The sequence below is a fragment of the Pseudorhodobacter sp. genome, assembly GCF_034675685.1.
GTDB lineage: Bacteria > Pseudomonadota > Alphaproteobacteria > Rhodobacterales > Rhodobacteraceae > Pseudorhodobacter.
The window spans coordinates 383,774-398,059 of the sequence record NZ_JAUCDA010000002.1 but is presented as its reverse complement, the minus strand read 5'-3'; the positions used below and the strand labels follow the sequence as shown (position 1 = coordinate 398,059).

General features: G+C 59.0%; 17 protein-coding genes. 14 read left to right on the top strand and 3 right to left on the bottom strand.

Annotated elements, in window-relative coordinates; translation table 11 throughout:
- Positions 1-4: 4 nt before the first annotated feature.
- The 6 genes from VDP61_RS01990 (at position 5) to VDP61_RS01965 (ending at position 6,399) form a co-directional block, all read left to right on the top strand.
- The gene (locus tag VDP61_RS01990; RefSeq protein ID WP_323005256.1) at positions 5-592 is read left to right on the top strand and encodes a CoA pyrophosphatase; all 588 of its coding nucleotides are present in this window, start codon (positions 5-7) and stop codon (positions 590-592) included.
- The gene (locus tag VDP61_RS01985) at positions 592-1,719 is read left to right on the top strand and encodes a CCA tRNA nucleotidyltransferase (protein WP_323005255.1); all 1,128 of its coding nucleotides are present in this window, start codon (positions 592-594) and stop codon (positions 1,717-1,719) included. The genes VDP61_RS01990 and VDP61_RS01985 overlap by 1 nt, the downstream gene beginning before the upstream one ends.
- Positions 1,720-1,895: 176 nt before the next feature.
- Positions 1,896-3,740, top strand: a complete 1,845-nt coding sequence (locus VDP61_RS01980; RefSeq protein WP_323005475.1) for an ABC transporter ATP-binding protein — start codon at positions 1,896-1,898, stop codon at positions 3,738-3,740.
- On the top strand, positions 3,737-4,957 hold the full coding sequence (locus VDP61_RS01975; protein ID WP_323005254.1) for a class I SAM-dependent RNA methyltransferase: 1,221 nt from the start codon (positions 3,737-3,739) through the stop codon (positions 4,955-4,957). Before VDP61_RS01980 ends, VDP61_RS01975 begins: the two co-directional genes overlap by 4 nt.
- Before the next feature lie 39 nt (positions 4,958-4,996).
- Positions 4,997-5,803 carry an ion transporter gene (locus VDP61_RS01970; protein ID WP_323005253.1) on the top strand — a complete coding sequence of 269 codons (807 nt, stop codon included), beginning with the start codon at positions 4,997-4,999 and terminating at the stop codon, positions 5,801-5,803.
- A 95-nt stretch (positions 5,804-5,898) separates the two neighbouring features.
- Positions 5,899-6,399: a L,D-transpeptidase family protein gene (locus VDP61_RS01965; protein WP_323005252.1), complete on the top strand. Its 501-nt coding sequence runs from the start codon at positions 5,899-5,901 to the stop codon at positions 6,397-6,399.
- An 89-nt stretch (positions 6,400-6,488) separates the two neighbouring features.
- Here the strand turns inward: VDP61_RS01965 and VDP61_RS01960 are convergent, their stop codons facing one another.
- Entirely contained in the window at positions 6,489-7,001 is a 513-nt protein-coding gene (locus VDP61_RS01960; RefSeq protein WP_323005251.1) for a CAP domain-containing protein, read from the bottom strand.
- A 160-nt stretch (positions 7,002-7,161) separates the two neighbouring features.
- Here VDP61_RS01960 and VDP61_RS01955 point away from each other — a divergent pair, with 160 nt between their 5' ends.
- Together VDP61_RS01955 and VDP61_RS01950 are read left to right on the top strand one after the other, a co-directional pair.
- Positions 7,162-7,761: a L,D-transpeptidase gene (locus tag VDP61_RS01955; protein ID WP_323005250.1), complete on the top strand. Its 600-nt coding sequence runs from the start codon at positions 7,162-7,164 to the stop codon at positions 7,759-7,761.
- Positions 7,762-8,031: 270 nt separating this feature from the next.
- On the top strand, positions 8,032-8,211 hold the full coding sequence (locus VDP61_RS01950) for a hypothetical protein (protein WP_323005249.1): 180 nt from the start codon (positions 8,032-8,034) through the stop codon (positions 8,209-8,211).
- A 200-nt stretch (positions 8,212-8,411) separates the two neighbouring features.
- On the opposite strand, the gene hemH is transcribed toward VDP61_RS01950, so the two are convergent.
- Positions 8,412-9,494, bottom strand: coding sequence for a ferrochelatase (gene hemH, locus VDP61_RS01945; protein WP_323005248.1), 1,083 nt, complete (start codon positions 9,492-9,494; stop codon positions 8,412-8,414).
- A gap of 56 nt (positions 9,495-9,550) precedes the next feature.
- The gene (locus VDP61_RS01940) at positions 9,551-10,390 is read right to left on the bottom strand and encodes an SAM-dependent methyltransferase (RefSeq protein ID WP_323005247.1); all 840 of its coding nucleotides are present in this window, start codon (positions 10,388-10,390) and stop codon (positions 9,551-9,553) included.
- Between the two features lie 23 nt (positions 10,391-10,413).
- On the opposite strand from VDP61_RS01940, the gene VDP61_RS01935 reads away from it, so the two are divergent.
- Genes VDP61_RS01935 through VDP61_RS01910 form a run of 6 tightly spaced genes read left to right on the top strand, consistent with a single transcriptional unit; the run spans position 10,414 to position 14,225 of the window.
- On the top strand, positions 10,414-11,136 hold the full coding sequence (locus VDP61_RS01935; RefSeq protein ID WP_323005246.1) for a ComF family protein: 723 nt from the start codon (positions 10,414-10,416) through the stop codon (positions 11,134-11,136).
- Positions 11,137-11,185: 49 nt separating this feature from the next.
- Positions 11,186-11,443, top strand: a complete 258-nt coding sequence (gene grxC / locus VDP61_RS01930) for a glutaredoxin 3 (RefSeq protein WP_323005245.1) — start codon at positions 11,186-11,188, stop codon at positions 11,441-11,443.
- Between the two features lie 3 nt (positions 11,444-11,446).
- Positions 11,447-12,280 carry a carbon-nitrogen hydrolase family protein gene (locus VDP61_RS01925; protein WP_323005244.1) on the top strand — a complete coding sequence of 278 codons (834 nt, stop codon included), beginning with the start codon at positions 11,447-11,449 and terminating at the stop codon, positions 12,278-12,280.
- Entirely contained in the window at positions 12,280-12,723 is a 444-nt protein-coding gene (locus VDP61_RS01920; RefSeq protein WP_323005243.1) for a MarR family winged helix-turn-helix transcriptional regulator, read from the top strand. The genes VDP61_RS01925 and VDP61_RS01920 overlap by 1 nt, the downstream gene beginning before the upstream one ends.
- Before the next feature lie 6 nt (positions 12,724-12,729).
- On the top strand, positions 12,730-13,596 hold the full coding sequence (locus VDP61_RS01915) for an NAD-dependent epimerase/dehydratase family protein (protein ID WP_323005242.1): 867 nt from the start codon (positions 12,730-12,732) through the stop codon (positions 13,594-13,596).
- Positions 13,593-14,225 carry a sugar transferase gene (locus VDP61_RS01910; protein WP_323005241.1) on the top strand — a complete coding sequence of 211 codons (633 nt, stop codon included), beginning with the start codon at positions 13,593-13,595 and terminating at the stop codon, positions 14,223-14,225. Before VDP61_RS01915 ends, VDP61_RS01910 begins: the two co-directional genes overlap by 4 nt.
- Positions 14,226-14,286 lie beyond the last annotated feature (61 nt).

Genomic DNA, 14,286 nt, shown 5'->3' with positions numbered 1-14,286 from the left:
CCAGATGATATATGATGCTTTGGGCCGGGCGCTTGAACGCGATACCGGCGCATCATCGGATTTTGACCTGAATCCGGGTCTTGTCTTGGCCGAGGGGCGAAAACTGCGGGCCGCAGCCGTGTTGATTGCGGTGCAAGACCATGCCAACGGGCCGCGCGTTTTGCTGACCAAGCGGTCGTCGCACCTAAAGCACCATCCCGGCCAGATTGCTTTTCCGGGTGGCAAGGTTGAGGTCTATGACGCCAGCCCTACCGCCGCCGCGTTGCGCGAAGCGACCGAGGAGGTCGGTTTGCCCGCGTCCTTGGTGCAGGTCATTGGGGCCTTGCCCTGCCATGAAACCGTCACCGGGTTTATGGTGACGCCGATTCTGGCGCATGTTTCGGCGGCATTCGACCCGGTGCCCGAGGCGGGCGAGGTAGAGGAAATCTTTTCAGTGCCTTTGGAATACGTCATCAATCCTGCCAATTTTCAGGTAGAGGCAAGGTTGTGGCGTGGGGATTGGCGGCGCTATTATACCGTGCCCTATGGCCCGTATTACATATGGGGCGCCACTGCGCGGATTTTGCGCGGATTGGCCGAAAGGATGGCGTGATGCGGGTTTTAGGGGAATGGTTGCACCATCCGGGCACGCAGGCGCTTTGTGCTACGCTGGCGGCTGGCGGCTTTCAGGCGCTTTTCGTCGGTGGCTGCGTGCGCAACGCGCTTTTGGCAGAGCCTGTAAATGATATTGACATGGCAACCGACGCACGCCCTGAAATTGTCAGTGATCTGGCCAAAAGGGCTGGTTTCAGGGTGGTCCCCACAGGGATAGACCATGGCACTGTGACAGTCATCGCGCAGGGGGTCGCGCATGAGGTGACGACCTTTCGGCAAGATGTCGATACGAATGGCCGCCATGCCGTTGTGCGCTATTCAACCTTGGTGGCCGACGATGCCGCGCGGCGCGATTTTACGATGAATGCCCTATATGCGCGGGCGAATGGAGAGGTTGTTGACCCGTTGGGTGGTTTACCCGACCTTGTGGCACGTCGTGTACGGTTTGTTGGCAATGCCGATCTGCGTATCACCGAAGACTACCTGCGCATTTTGCGGTTCTTTCGGTTTTTTGCGTGGTATGGCGACCCGGTGCAGGGTGTGGATGCCGAAGGGCTTGCCGCCTGTGCGGCCCATTCTGCCGGAATAGCGACGCTTTCGCGCGAACGGGTGGGGGCAGAGTTTCGCAAATTGCTCTCGGCGCCCGATCCATCGCTTGCTGTTGCGTCAATGGCGCAAGCGGGGGTTTTGGCAGCGGCCTTACCGGGGGCCAATGCACGGGCTTTGCCGCTTGTGGTGCATTTTGGTGCCGATTCCTGGGTGGCACGATTGGCCGTCCTTGGCGGAGAGGTGGAAACCTTGCGGCTTTCGCGCGGTGACTTGGCTGCCATCAAGATCATCCGTGAAGAAATCGGCAGCCTGCGTTCGGCACAAGAGCTTGGCTATCGACACGGGCAAAAGCGCGCCGAGCAGGTTATTCGCTGCCGTGCAGCGATGTTAGAGACAGAATTGCCCGAAAATTGGAAAGCGGATGTCGCCAAAGGGGCCGCTGCGGTGTTCCCGGTCAAGGCCGCTGAGTTGATCGAGGCCTATCAAGGCAAGGCGCTTGGCGAGCAATTGCGCTGTCTGGAACACCGCTGGATCGCCTCGGGCTTTGCGCTGACAAAAGCCGAGCTGCTGGGCTGAGTGTTTCCCTTTCGCGCAAGGGGGGCTATATCGGGGCAAGCGCCGCATGATTTGAGCGGCGGCGGCTGCCATCGCTGAAATTGGCAAGCACCGCGCGCTTTTGGCGCAAGGCGGGCTATATGCAAAGGTCTGAGATCGGCAATCTGGCGGATTTCTGGGGCGTAAGAGGAAACGGCATGAATATTGTGATGCGCATCGGCGGTTTGATCCAGGCCTTTCGTCCGGCAGACGGCCCACCACCGCAAAACCTGGCTGCATTCTTTCGCTGGTGCCTGAGCGGTAGCTGGCCGATGCTGTGGGTGGCCGGGGCGCTTTCGGCGGTCGCGGGGGCTATGGAGGTGATTTCCGCGCTGTTTCTGGGCTGGGTGATTGATGCCGCCCTGGCGTCGGGCGCAGAGGTGTTTTTCACCGATCATTTCTGGCTGTTGTTCGCCTTTGTCGGGTTTTACCTGATCTTGCGGCCCTTGGCCTTTGCTGCTTCGGCGGCATCAAACTCGATCATTGTCGGGCCCAATGTGCTGCCTTTGGTGCTGTCGCGGCTACATCGCTGGACCTTGGGGCAGGCAGTGACCTTCTTTGACAATGATTTCGCAGGGCGGATTGCGCAAAAACAGATGCAGGCGGCGCGTGCCGTCACCGATGTTGCGACCGAGGTGATCAACACCGTGGCCTTTGCTTTGGCCTCGGTTATCGGGTCGGTGGTGTTTTTGGTGTCGATTGATTACCGTGCGGCGCTGGCATTGGCGGTTTGGCTGGTGGTCTATGTGCTGACCATACGCTATTTTATGCCGCAGGTGCGCAAGAATTCGGCGGCGCGTGCTTCGGCCCGTGCGATGGTGACGGGGCAGGTGGTCGATACGATTACCAACATCAAAACCGTAAAGCTGTTTGCCCATGCCGCCTTTGAAGATCGCGTTGCCCTGAAGGCGATGCAGGTGTTTCGTGACCGGTCGCTGGAATATGGCCGAATTTCCACCGTGTTCCGCTTTGTCTTGATGACGCTGGCAGGGGCGCTGCCGTTGCTGCTGATTGGCGGTACGCTGTGGCTGTGGTCGCATGGGTTGGCCACGGCGGGCGCGATTGCGGCGGCGGGGGCAATTTCGATGCGGATCGCGCAGATGTCGGGCTGGGTCAGCTTTACATTGATGTCGATCTACACCTCAGTCGGTGAGGTGGAGGACGGGATGCGCACGCTGTCGGTTCCGCATACGCTGGCCGATTCGCCGGGGGCTGTGGCCCTTGCGCGGGTCAAGGGCGAGGTGACGTTTCAGGATGTGTCCTTTGCCTATGGCCGCAAGCGTGGCGGGGTAGAGCATATCAATTTGACCATACGCGCCGGCGAAAAACTGGGAATTGTGGGCGCGTCAGGCGCGGGGAAATCGACCTTGGTTTCCTTGTTGTTGCGGCTTTATGATACCGAAAAAGGCGCTGTTTTGATTGATGGGCAGGATGTGCGCGACGTGACGCAAGAAAGCCTGCGGCGGCAGATTGGCATGGTGACGCAGGAAACGGCGATGTTCAACCGATCCGCCCGCGACAATATCAAATATGGCCGCCCCGATGCCGAGGATGCCGAGGTGATTGATGCCACCCGCGCCGCCGAGGCGCATGAGTTTGTGGAGCATATGATCGACCACAACGACCGCAAGGGGTATGATGCCTATCTTGGCGAGCGTGGTGTCAAGCTGTCGGGTGGGCAGCGCCAACGAATCGCGCTGGCCCGAACCTTTTTGAAAGATGCCCCGATTCTGGTGCTGGATGAGGCGACAAGCGCGCTGGACAGTGAGGTGGAGGCGGCGATTCAGGAAACCCTGACCCGGGTGATGGAGGGCAAGACCGTGCTGGCGATTGCGCACCGTTTGTCGACGATTGCCGCGATGGACCGCATTGTGGTGCTGGACAATGGCCGCATAGTCGAAGAAGGCAGTCATGATACGCTTTTGGCCCTGAATGGGCTATACGCGCGCTATTGGAACCGCCAATCCGGCGGCTTTATCGGATCGGAAGAGGCGGCAGAGTGAAACTAACCATCGAACGGCTGGGCCATTTGGGCGATGCAATTGCGCAGGGCGAAAATGGCCCGATTTTTGTGGCGCAGATGTTGCCGGGAGAAGTGGTCGAGGGCGAGCTTGCAGGCGACAAGCTGCTGAACCCGCGAATCCTTACGCCCTCGGCTGACCGGGTTCGCCCGCCTTGCGCCCATGCCCGCACCTGCGGCGGGTGTTTGATGCAGCACGCGACCGATGATCTGGTGGCGGCGTGGAAAACCGAAGTGGTGCGATCGGCGCTTGCCGGGCAGGGGATAGATGTGCCGCTGCTGCCGATTCTGACCTCGCCCCCCAAATCGCGGCGCAGGGCAACGATTGCGGGGCGGCGCACGAAAAGCGGGGCGATGCTTGGGTTTCATGCGCGCGGCTCTGATGCGCTGGTTGCCGTGCCGAATTGCCTTTTGTTGCACCCTGATCTGATGGCCACCTTTCCGGCGCTGGAAGCGTTGGTGATTACAGGCGGCTCGCGCAAATCCGAACTGGCCCTGACCATTACGCGCAGCCTTGCGGGGCCGGATGTTTCGGTTGCCGGGGGCAAGCCGCTGGATGGGCAGTTACGGCTGGCGCTGGCGCGGGTGGCCGAGGCGCATGGATTGGCGCGCCTGACCTGGGAGGGTGAGGTGGTCGCGCTGCGCACCGCCCCAATGCAGGCGATGGGCCGCGCCAAGGTTGCGCCGCCGCCGGGTGCGTTTTTGCAGGCCACTGAACAGGGGCAGGCCGATTTGCTGGCGGCAGTACAACAGGCTGTGGCAGGGGCGAAGCGGATTACGGACCTGTTTGCAGGCGCGGGCACCTTTGCCTTGCCCTTGGCCGAACGGGCCGAGGTACATGCGGTTGAAGGCGATGCGGCCATGATCGCGGCGCTGGACAAAGGCTGGCGGCAGGCCGAGGGGCTAAAACGTATCACGTCTGAGGCCCGCGATTTGTTTCGCCGGCCGCTGGAACCGGATGAGTTCAAGAACGTGCAGGCCGTGGTTATTGACCCGCCGCGCGCAGGGGCCGAGGCGCAGACCAAGACCCTCGCGCTGTCCAGGGTGCCGATCATTGCTTCGGTGTCGTGCAACCCGGTTACCTTTGCCCGCGATGCCCGCATCTTGCTGGCGGCTGGCTACCGCCTTGACTGGGTTCAGCCGATTGATCAATTTCGTTGGTCAGCGCATGTGGAGCTTGCAGCGCGCTTCAGCCTGTAGAATATGGCGGCTTAAACCTGAAATCGAAATGAGTCCCCAATGATACTGCGCCAGCGTGTTGCTTTTTGGATCAGCAAGCCCTCGACCCAGCGGCTTATTACGGCGGTAATCATGTTCAACGCCGTCTTGTTGGGGTTGGACACATCTGAAACCGTCATGTCCAGAATCGGGCCGATGATAAGCGCGCTGGATACGCTTTGCCTGATTATTTTCATTTTAGAGATTTCGCTGAAACTATTTGCTTTGGATGTCCGGTTTTTCAAATCGGGGTGGAATATTTTTGATACTCTGGTTATCGGCATTGCGATTCTGCCGGGCGCGCAGTCACTGTCTGTTCTGCGGGCGCTGCGAATATTGCGGGTGCTGCGGGTCATCTCGGTCGCGCCCTCGTTGCGCCGGGTGGTCGAAGGCTTTGTAACGGCGCTTCCCGGAATGGGGTCGGTGTTTTTGCTGATGGCGATCATTTTCTACATCGGCTCGGTCATGGCGACAAAGCTGTTTGGCCCAACCTACCCTGAATGGTTTGGCACAATCGGTCATTCAGCCTATTCCTTGTTTCAAATCATGACGTTGGAAAGCTGGTCTATGGGCATCGTGCGCCCGGTGATGGTTGATTACCCCTATGCCTGGGCGTTTTTCGTACCCTTCATCATGATGACCACATTTGCGGTTGTGAACCTTTTGGTGGGCCTGATCGTGAACTCGATGCAAGACGCGCATAATCAGGCCGAAAACGAGCGAACCGACCAGTACCGAGAGGATGTGCTTGGTCGTCTGATGGCGATTGAACAACGTCTTGTCGAGCAGGAGCAGGCGAAAACCAACGCCAAGATAAACGATTCGTGAGCCGGGCGCTTGGGCGGGCCGGTGCTCTGGGCGAATCATGCAAGCCGCACTATGGTCATAAAAAAATAACCGTTCTGCGGATAATGAGGCATGACATGCGGGTAATAAAGCTGGTTGCAGCGCTCTTTCTTATTTTGGGATTGGCAGCCTGTGGCAGCGATTCAAAATTCAAAACCTACAACGGGCCTGCGGTAACGAAAGTTGTCGTTCATAAGGGGGCGCGCAAGATGCAGCTGTTCCATAATGACAAAGTGCTGAAAACCAATGAAATTTCACTGGGTTTTGCCGCGTCGGGTCACAAACAGTTTGAAGGCGATGGAAAAACGCCCGAAGGTGCGTATTTTATCGACCGCCGCAACCCCAACAGCCGCTACCATTTGTCGATTGGAATCAGCTATCCCAACAAGGCTGATATTGCCTTTGCAGAATCCCAAGGCAAAAAACCTGGGGGTGAGATTTTCATCCATGGAAAAACCGGTGATGGCGGGCGGAACAAGGGCGATTGGACCTTTGGCTGTATCGCAATTCCCGACCGCGAGATGGAAAAGGTTTATGCCATGGTGCGTGATGGCACCCCGATTTACATCTATCCCTGAAACAAGGCCGTTTGCCACGCAAAAGGCCCCAAACACAGGTTAAGGTGTCTGGGGCCTTTGGGGGGGCGCGGTTCAGGCCAGGCGAGTGTTCACGCGCCGGTTACCATCGTCCACCATATCTTGCCGGAAGGTTCCTGGAACCAGGCGAATCCGATTTCACGGGCCTGCGGGTCCATTATCACCTCACGCGTGTCCGCTTTGCTCATCCAGGCGGAAAGGGTTTCCAGCTCTGTCTGGAAGGTCTCAGAGATATTTTCACCGACCAGCCGCCCGGTATAGCCAACACGGTTGACCCGATCCAAGGGTGACGACCCGTCTGACCCGAAATGCCAGGGCCGATTCTGAACCGACATGTCGCGCGAATGTGTGGCCGCCGCGGCGTTCAGCTGGGCATTGTATTGCAGCGGCGTTGCGCCTTTTGCGGCCCGCAGGGCGTTTACCGAATCAAGCAGGTGGAAGGGAATTTTGGCCTCTTGTTGGCTGGAAATGCGATAAATCTGGGGCAATGGCCGCCCATCGGCGCCCACCCTGATTTCGCTGCCTGTGGTACAGGCGGCAAGCGTAAAAGCAGCACAGACTGCGACAACTGACAAAGTTTTCATTTCATTCCCATCCGGTGCAAGCGAGTCCTGTCTTTAACGCTTTGTCACAGCATGAGCAAATGCAACCCTGCATTTTACCGCCGATCCACGCCACTGTGATTTGAAAGCCGCGTCAAAAGGCTGTACTTTGCTGCCATACGCTTGAAAAGGAGTCTGGCGCATGAATGCCGACCGCACAAAATACTTGAATCGCCGGGCCCTGATGGGTGCGGCCGCTGCAAGCCTGGGCTTGGCGGCGGTGCCAGCGCTGGCGCAAGACAATTCCACAGAAATGGATGCCCCGAGTACGGGACCGGTTCACAACAACACATCCAGTTTTCGGATGCTGGATTGGCGCCCTTATTTCTCTGATACGCGGAATGGTGCGATTCTTGTTGATACTACGTCGCGCGCGCTGCATTTCTGGTCTGAGGATCAGTCGATTTACAAGCTGTACCCGACCTCTGTGCCGCTGACCGAAGATTTGACCCGTCGTGGTCGGACGGAGGTTGTACAAAAGGTTGTTGGCCCCACTTGGCGCCCCACCCCTGCGATGAAAGAGCGTAATCCAGAATGGCCGGATTTTGTGCCCGCCGGCCCGGAAAACCCACTTGGAACGCATGCGCTTTACCTGTCGTGGACCTATTACCGGATTCACGGAACCCATGACACACGCAAAATTGGCCGCCGGTCTTCGAATGGCTGTGTCGGGCTGTACAATGAGCATATTGCAGTGCTGTTCGGCCTGACCAAGGTGGGAACACAGGTTTTGCTTGTCTAGAACGCCTGAGGCTTGTGAATATGTTGGGAATGACAGGGGGCCAGTGGCCCCCTTTTTGCTGGCATTGTCTTTAAGCCTGCTGAAACTATTGGCCTTAGGTGGCCGATAGTGTTGCTAAATTGACGATACCGGCAAAGGACAAATCATAATTCAACGACCCAGATTGCAATCTTTCCCGCAAGCTGGTTAGAAAAAACCACGAGGTATAGTCTTGGGTGTGCGGCATCGTCCTCTGAAAAATTCGGTGACGCACGAAAACTGGAGGTTACTATGAAGAAACTTGCACTCGCAGCGGCTTTGTCCGTTGTTGCATCGACCGCTTTCGCTGGTGGTATGGCTGAGCCTGTAATGGAGCCCGCAGTTGTTGAAGCTGCGACTTCGTCGTCGGCTGGCGGGATCATTGTTCCGCTGTTGCTGTTGCTGGTTATCGCAGCCGCTGCATCGAAGTAATCCTAACCGGATTGCATCGAATTAAAGGGCGGTAGGGAAACCTGCCGTCCTTTTTCTTTTTGCCGTGCGTTTGGCGGTTTTCGGTTTGGCATGCCACGCTTTTGCAAGCCATCACAGTTGCCAAGGCGGTGCCGAAAGGGGCCTTGGGGCAGTTGTGGCCAAGCCTGCCCCAGGGTTTTACAAAAGCCTTTTGCGGCGCGCTATTCTACCCAGCCCATAAGGTTTTGCTTGATCACGGCCACAAGCGCCGCGATATGCGCGGCCTCATCATTCAAACAGGGAATATAGGTAAAGCTTTCGCCCCCTGCATGTTCAAACGCCTCTTTGATTTCACCGTTGATTTCTTCCAGTGTTTCAATGCAATCGGCGGAAAAGGCGGGCGCGATGACGGCAATGCGTTTCTTGCCTTGCCGGGCCAGTTCGGCAACATGCTCTACCGTATAGGGTTTCAACCATTCCTCACGGCCAAAGACCGACTGAAAGCTGGTATCAATATCGGCCTTGTCCCAGCCCAACCGTTCCCGCAACAAGCGCGTGGTTTTGGCGCATTGGCAATGGTAGGGGTCGCCCTCCATCAAATAGCGGATCGGCATGCCATGATAGCTGGCAACCAGAACATCGGGGCGGTGGTCAAGCGCCGCATAGGCCCGCTCAACAGATCCGGCAAGCGCGTCGATATAGGCGGGGTGATCAAAATACTCGGGCACGGTACGCGCGGCGGGTTGGCGTTTTTCCTTCATCAGCGCAGCGAAAAAGGCATCATTCGCGGTGGCCGAGGTTGCGCCTGCATAATGCGGATACAGCGGAAAGAACAAGATTTTTTCACAGCCGGCCGCAACCATCGCCTGCACCTTTGACGCGGTAGAGGGATTGCCGTAGCGCATGCAGAAATCGACCATCACGTCATCGCCGTAGGCGGCGGCAATTTCCTTGGCGATGGCGGTTGTCTGGTCGCGTGTGATCGTCAGCAGCGGGCTTTCGTTTTTCTCATGATTCCAGATCAGCTTGTAATTCGCGCCCGAGGCAAAGGGCCGCTTGGTCAAAATCACCAGTTGCAGCAACGGTTGCCAAATCCAATCCGAGATGTCGATGACGCGTTTGTCCGACAAGAACTCGTTCAGATAGCGGCGCATTGACCAGTAGTCATAGTTGTCGGGCGTTCCAAGATTGGCGATCAGGACGCCGATCTTGGGGGCCTTTACCGGGGGGTGATCGGCAGGGGCATGGGCCAGCCGCCCTTGGCCTGCGGGAATGTCGGGCTTATTATACATGGCTTGCGGCATGGCGGCGCTCCTGTTTCTTTTCATCTGCTTGGCAGATAAAGCGTTGTGGCCTGGGGTCAACCTTCGCCCTTTGTCGCAGGCAGCGGAATTTCCGGGGCGTTCAGCGCCTCAGCCAGCCGCTTGGTCGCAGAGCCGGGGCGCAGCGGTTTTTGCTGGCTTTCATGCGGGGCCCAGCCTGTCAGAAAGATCATCTCGAAGGTAGCAGCGATTCTGTCGTCTGCAACGGCGTAGCTTTGGGCGTAAACTGCGGCGGCTTTGGCAAACACAGCGCGCCGCGTCGGGTGGCGCAGCCGGGCGGTCAGGGCATTGCCTTCGCCCATCGCGCGCAGGTCGTGCATCAGGTGATAGGCGTCGCGGTAGTGAACCTTGCGGGTGAACCCATCCGCCACCGGCAGGGCAAAGCCCGCGCGTTGCAAAAGCCCGCCCAGATCGCGGATTTCGGCCATGGGCAATATCCGCGGTGATAGCCCGCCGGTTACTGTGGCCTCGGCCTCGGCAAGGCAGGCCCGCAATTCATGCAAGGTTTGCCCGCCCAAAAGCGCAGCCAGAAACAGACCATCCGGTTTCAGCGCCCGCAGGCATTGAATAAGCTGCCCTACCGGGTCATTGGCCCAATGCAGGCCCATCGCATGGATAACCAGGTCATGGGCGCAGGGCTCCAGCGCCAAAACCTCATCTTCCGCGACAATATGCGCTTGGGGAAAGGCGTCACGCCAGAAAACCGGAAAACCCGTGATAATCGCCACTGACGTAAACGTCTTGTTAACCTCTGTCAGCCTTTCCTTGATCTCATCACGCAAGTCCTCATGCAAGAACAGGGCGGGCGCGGGCATTGCCACGGCACGGGCGCGGTTTCGGGTCAGGGCTTTGGTATCTGTAAGGATGGGCGTTTTCATGCGCCGGACAATAGGAGGGATGGGTGGGATTGCAAGCCATGCTGCGATTGATTTATCCACCGCAATGTCTTGGCTGTGATGAACTGGTTACATCTGATTTTGGCCTTTGCGGGCGGTGTTGGCGCGATACTCCGTTTATTGCTGGTCTGGTTTGCGATGCGTGCGGCCTGCCACTACCGGGCGAAGATACTGGCCACGCGGTTCATTGCGATGATTGTCTGACGCTGCCACGGCCTTGGGTGCAGGGCCGTGCGGCGCTGCTTTACAAAGACAATGGCCGCAAGATGGTGTTGCAGTTGAAACACGGTGATAGGCTGGATCTGGCAAAGCCCGCGGGTGCATGGCTGTTTCGGGCCGCAAAACCGCTGTTGCGCCCAGATACTTTGATCGCGCCTGTCCCGTTGCACTGGCTTCGCATGCTGTGCAGGCGTTACAACCAATCTGCTCTGCTTGCGGCCTCGTTGGGGCGTTTGGCGCAACTGGACCATTGCCCCGATTTGTTGATTCGCCCCAAGCGCACCCCCAGCCAGGAAGGGCGCGACAGGCATGCACGTTTCGAAAATATGCAGGATGCGATTCATGTACACCCCCGCCGTGCCGGGCGCCTGCAAGGCCGGCATGTTCTTTTGGTCGATGATGTCATGACTTCGGGGGCCACACTTGCCGTGGCGACCGAGGCCTGCCTTGCTGCTGGTGCAGCCCAGGTTTGCGTGTTGGTGCTGGCACGCGTTGCGAAGGATGCTTAAACGCCTATAGTCACAGGGAGCAATCGGGACGATCAAGGGAAATCTGCGCATGAAACCTGTCGAAATCTATACCTCGCCGCTCTGCGGCTATTGCCATGCGGCCAAGCGGCTGTTGACCAAAAAGGGCGTGACATTTACGGAACATGACCTCTCGCGTGATCCCGCTTTGCGGGCGGTGATGATGAAGCGGGCAATGGGGGGCCGCACGGTGCCGCAAATCTTCATCGGTGACCTGCATGTCGGCGGTTCGGATGATCTGCACGCGCTGGAGCATGCGGGCAAGCTTGACGCGCTGTTGGCGGGGTAAGCGATGCGCATTGGTCTTGTTCAGCTTTGCGTCAGCGATGATCCGGCGGCAAATCTGCCGAAAACCATTGATCTGCTGCGCGAGGCGGCCGCTGGCGGTGCCCTGTTCATTCTGACGCCCGAATGCACGAATGGTCTGTCCTCTAGCCGCGACCACCAGGCGGCGGTGTTTCACCATGAGGCGGGCGACCCAACATTGCAGGCGCTGCGCGATGAGTCGGCGCGGCTTGGGGTTTGGCTGTTGATCGGCTCATTGGCCTTGTTGACCGGGGATGCCGATGGCCGTTTTGCCAACCGCTCTTTCCTGATTGACCCGAAAGGTCAGATCGTCGCGCGGTACGACAAGATTCATATGTTCGACGTGGATGTCTCGGAAACCGAGCGCTACCGCGAATCGCAGGGTTATCGGCCCGGTGATCAGGCGGTGTTGGCCAAAACCCCTTTTGGCGCGGTGGGGATGACCGTGTGTTATGACCTGCGCTTTGCTGGTCTTTACCGCCGGTTGGCGCAGGCCGGGGCGCAAATCCTTACTGTTCCGGCCGCGTTCAATCACATTACAGGGGCAGCCCATTGGGAAGTTTTGTTGCGCGCCCGCGCGATCGAGACGGGGTGCTTTGTGCTGGCACCCGCGCAAAGCGGCTTTCATCCCGAAACCGCAGGCGGCAAAGGGCGGCGTACCTATGGCCACAGCCTGGCCATAGCCCCATGGGGAGAGGTGCTGGCCGATGCGGGCGAGGGTGTGGGCGTGACTTATGCCGAGATTGACCTTGACCGCGTGGCTCAGGCGCGGGCACGGGTGCCCTCGCTTGCGCATGACCGGGTGATCAAAGGGCCGTAATGTCAGAAAATGCCGAAGACCTTGCCGTTGCCCTGTTTGGAGAGTTGTTCATGGCCGACCAACTGGCCCGCAACCGCATTTCCAAAGTGCTGCCGCGTGGGATGGAACTGTCGCATTTTGGGGTGTTGAACCATTTGGCGCGGGTGGGCGACGAAAGATCCCCTGCACAACTGGCCCGCGCGTTTCATGTGACGCGCGGGGCCATGTCGAACACGCTGAGCAAGCTGGAATGGGCGGGCCATGTGCATATCCGCCCGGATTGGGATGATGCACGGCGCAAATTTGTGGCAATCAGCCCTTCGGGGCGCGCGGCGCGGGATGCGGCGGTGCAGGCGGTGGCCCCGCTGATTGCTGAATTTGTGACAGATCTGGGGGCGGATCGCGTGCGCGCCTTCATGCCGGTGCTGCGAGAGTTGCGCACCCGGCTGGAGGGCAATGAGTAGGAATGGATGACAACTGAAGCCACACCACTGTTGATCGTCGGGGGGACGGGGCGGATTGGCCGCGCCCTGCGCCGGCAGGATACGGCGTTTGAGGCAGCCCATCTGCGGCCCATCTGGCAATCTCGGGCACAGACACCGGGGTTTATGGCATGGGACATTCTGGCAGAGCAGTGCCCGGCAGGTGCTGCGCGGGGTGTGGTGCTTTGCCTGGCGGGGGTTATTCGAGGCGGGCCGACGGAACTGGCACGAAATGAAGCCCTGGCGCTGGCAGCCTGCAGCGCGGCGGCAGAGCAGGGCGCACGGCATGTATTCCTGGCGTCGTCAGCCGCGATCTATGGCCCTTCGGACAGCGCGTTGAGCGAGCAGGCGCGCCCGGCGCCCCCCGGACCATACGGCGCGGCAAAGCTGATGATGGAAAGGGCGGCCGCGCGGGTGGCGCGCGATTGGCACAGGGCAGATGGGCCGGGGCTGACGATTTTGCGCATCGGGAACATTGCGGGGTTTGACGCGCTTTTGGGGGGGATGATACCCGGAACGCCTGTGTGGCTTGACCCGGTTGAGGGGCAAAGGGGCGGGCCTGTGCGGTCATATATCGGGCCGCTGACGCTTGGCGCTGTTTTGGCGCAGCTGATGGGGTTGGCCGCCACTGGGAAACGCCTGCCACGGGTGTTGAACATCGCCGCCGCCCCGGCCGTCAGCATGGCCGACTTGCTGGTGGCTGCAGGGGCTGATTGGGGCTATGGCCAGCCTGACCCGGCAGTGGTTCCTCGGGTCGAGCTGGATACAGGCTTGCTGAGGCGCTTGGTGGACATGCCTGCGCAGGCCGGACAAGCGGCGGCACTGGTGGCTGAATGGCGGAGCATGGCGGAATGAGGTCGAGCAAACGCATATTGGATTTGGCTCTGGTCGTCATTTTGTCGGGGGTTCTTGTGATCCCGTTTTCAATTCTGCTGGTCGTGATGTTGGTTCGCCAAGGCTTGCCCCTGTTCTATGTCGCCGAGCGGATGAAGGGCGTCGGGCAACCCTTTTGGTTGTGGAAGCTGCGAACCATGACCATAGCTGCCGCCGATTCGGGTGTTTCGGGGGGCGATAAGGCGGGCCGGATCACACCGATGGGTGCCTTTATTCGCCGGGCGCGCATGGATGAAGTGCCCCAGCTTTGGAACGTGTTGAAAGGCGATATGAGCATTGTCGGCCCCCGCCCCCCCTTGCGCGAATATGTCGAGCGGTTTCCAGATATTTACGCCGCAGTCTTGCAAAGCCCGACGGGGATAACCGGTTTGGCCAGTTTGCATTATCACGCGACCGAAGAACGGCTGTTGGCGGCTTGCCGCACCGTGGAAGAAACCGACCGCGTCTATGCCGGGGTTTGCATTCCGGCAAAGGCGCGTCTGGACCTGCTGTATCAGCGCAACTGGTCACTTTGTCTTGACCTTGTGCTGATCTGGAAAACAGGAACGGGGATCTTGATAAAACGCTTTTTCAAGGGGTATCGGGGCTAGCCTTGGCATCGGTATGGTCTTTGTGGAAATCATGGGTGCCTCCGGCGGGGATATTTTACCC

Bases quoted from the DNA above. Each gene is read 5' to 3' on its own strand.
- VDP61_RS01990 (WP_323005256.1), top strand. From the start codon at position 5: ATGATATATGATGCTTTGGGCCGGGCGCTTGAACGCGATACCGGCGCA.
- VDP61_RS01985 (WP_323005255.1), top strand. From the start codon at position 592: ATGCGGGTTTTAGGGGAATGGTTGCACCATCCGGGCACGCAGGCGCTT.
- VDP61_RS01980 (WP_323005475.1), top strand. From the start codon at position 1,896: ATGAATATTGTGATGCGCATCGGCGGTTTGATCCAGGCCTTTCGTCCG.
- VDP61_RS01970 (WP_323005253.1), top strand. From the start codon at position 4,997: ATGATACTGCGCCAGCGTGTTGCTTTTTGGATCAGCAAGCCCTCGACC.
- VDP61_RS01965 (WP_323005252.1), top strand. From the start codon at position 5,899: ATGCGGGTAATAAAGCTGGTTGCAGCGCTCTTTCTTATTTTGGGATTG.
- VDP61_RS01960 (WP_323005251.1), bottom strand. From the start codon at position 7,001: ATGAAAACTTTGTCAGTTGTCGCAGTCTGTGCTGCTTTTACGCTTGCC.
- VDP61_RS01955 (WP_323005250.1), top strand. From the start codon at position 7,162: ATGAATGCCGACCGCACAAAATACTTGAATCGCCGGGCCCTGATGGGT.
- VDP61_RS01950 (WP_323005249.1), top strand. From the start codon at position 8,032: ATGAAGAAACTTGCACTCGCAGCGGCTTTGTCCGTTGTTGCATCGACC.
- hemH (WP_323005248.1), bottom strand. From the start codon at position 9,494: ATGCCGCAAGCCATGTATAATAAGCCCGACATTCCCGCAGGCCAAGGG.
- VDP61_RS01940 (WP_323005247.1), bottom strand. From the start codon at position 10,390: ATGAAAACGCCCATCCTTACAGATACCAAAGCCCTGACCCGAAACCGC.
- grxC (WP_323005245.1), top strand. From the start codon at position 11,186: ATGAAACCTGTCGAAATCTATACCTCGCCGCTCTGCGGCTATTGCCAT.
- VDP61_RS01925 (WP_323005244.1), top strand. From the start codon at position 11,447: ATGCGCATTGGTCTTGTTCAGCTTTGCGTCAGCGATGATCCGGCGGCA.
- VDP61_RS01920 (WP_323005243.1), top strand. From the start codon at position 12,280: ATGTCAGAAAATGCCGAAGACCTTGCCGTTGCCCTGTTTGGAGAGTTG.
- VDP61_RS01915 (WP_323005242.1), top strand. From the start codon at position 12,730: ATGACAACTGAAGCCACACCACTGTTGATCGTCGGGGGGACGGGGCGG.
- VDP61_RS01910 (WP_323005241.1), top strand. From the start codon at position 13,593: ATGAGGTCGAGCAAACGCATATTGGATTTGGCTCTGGTCGTCATTTTG.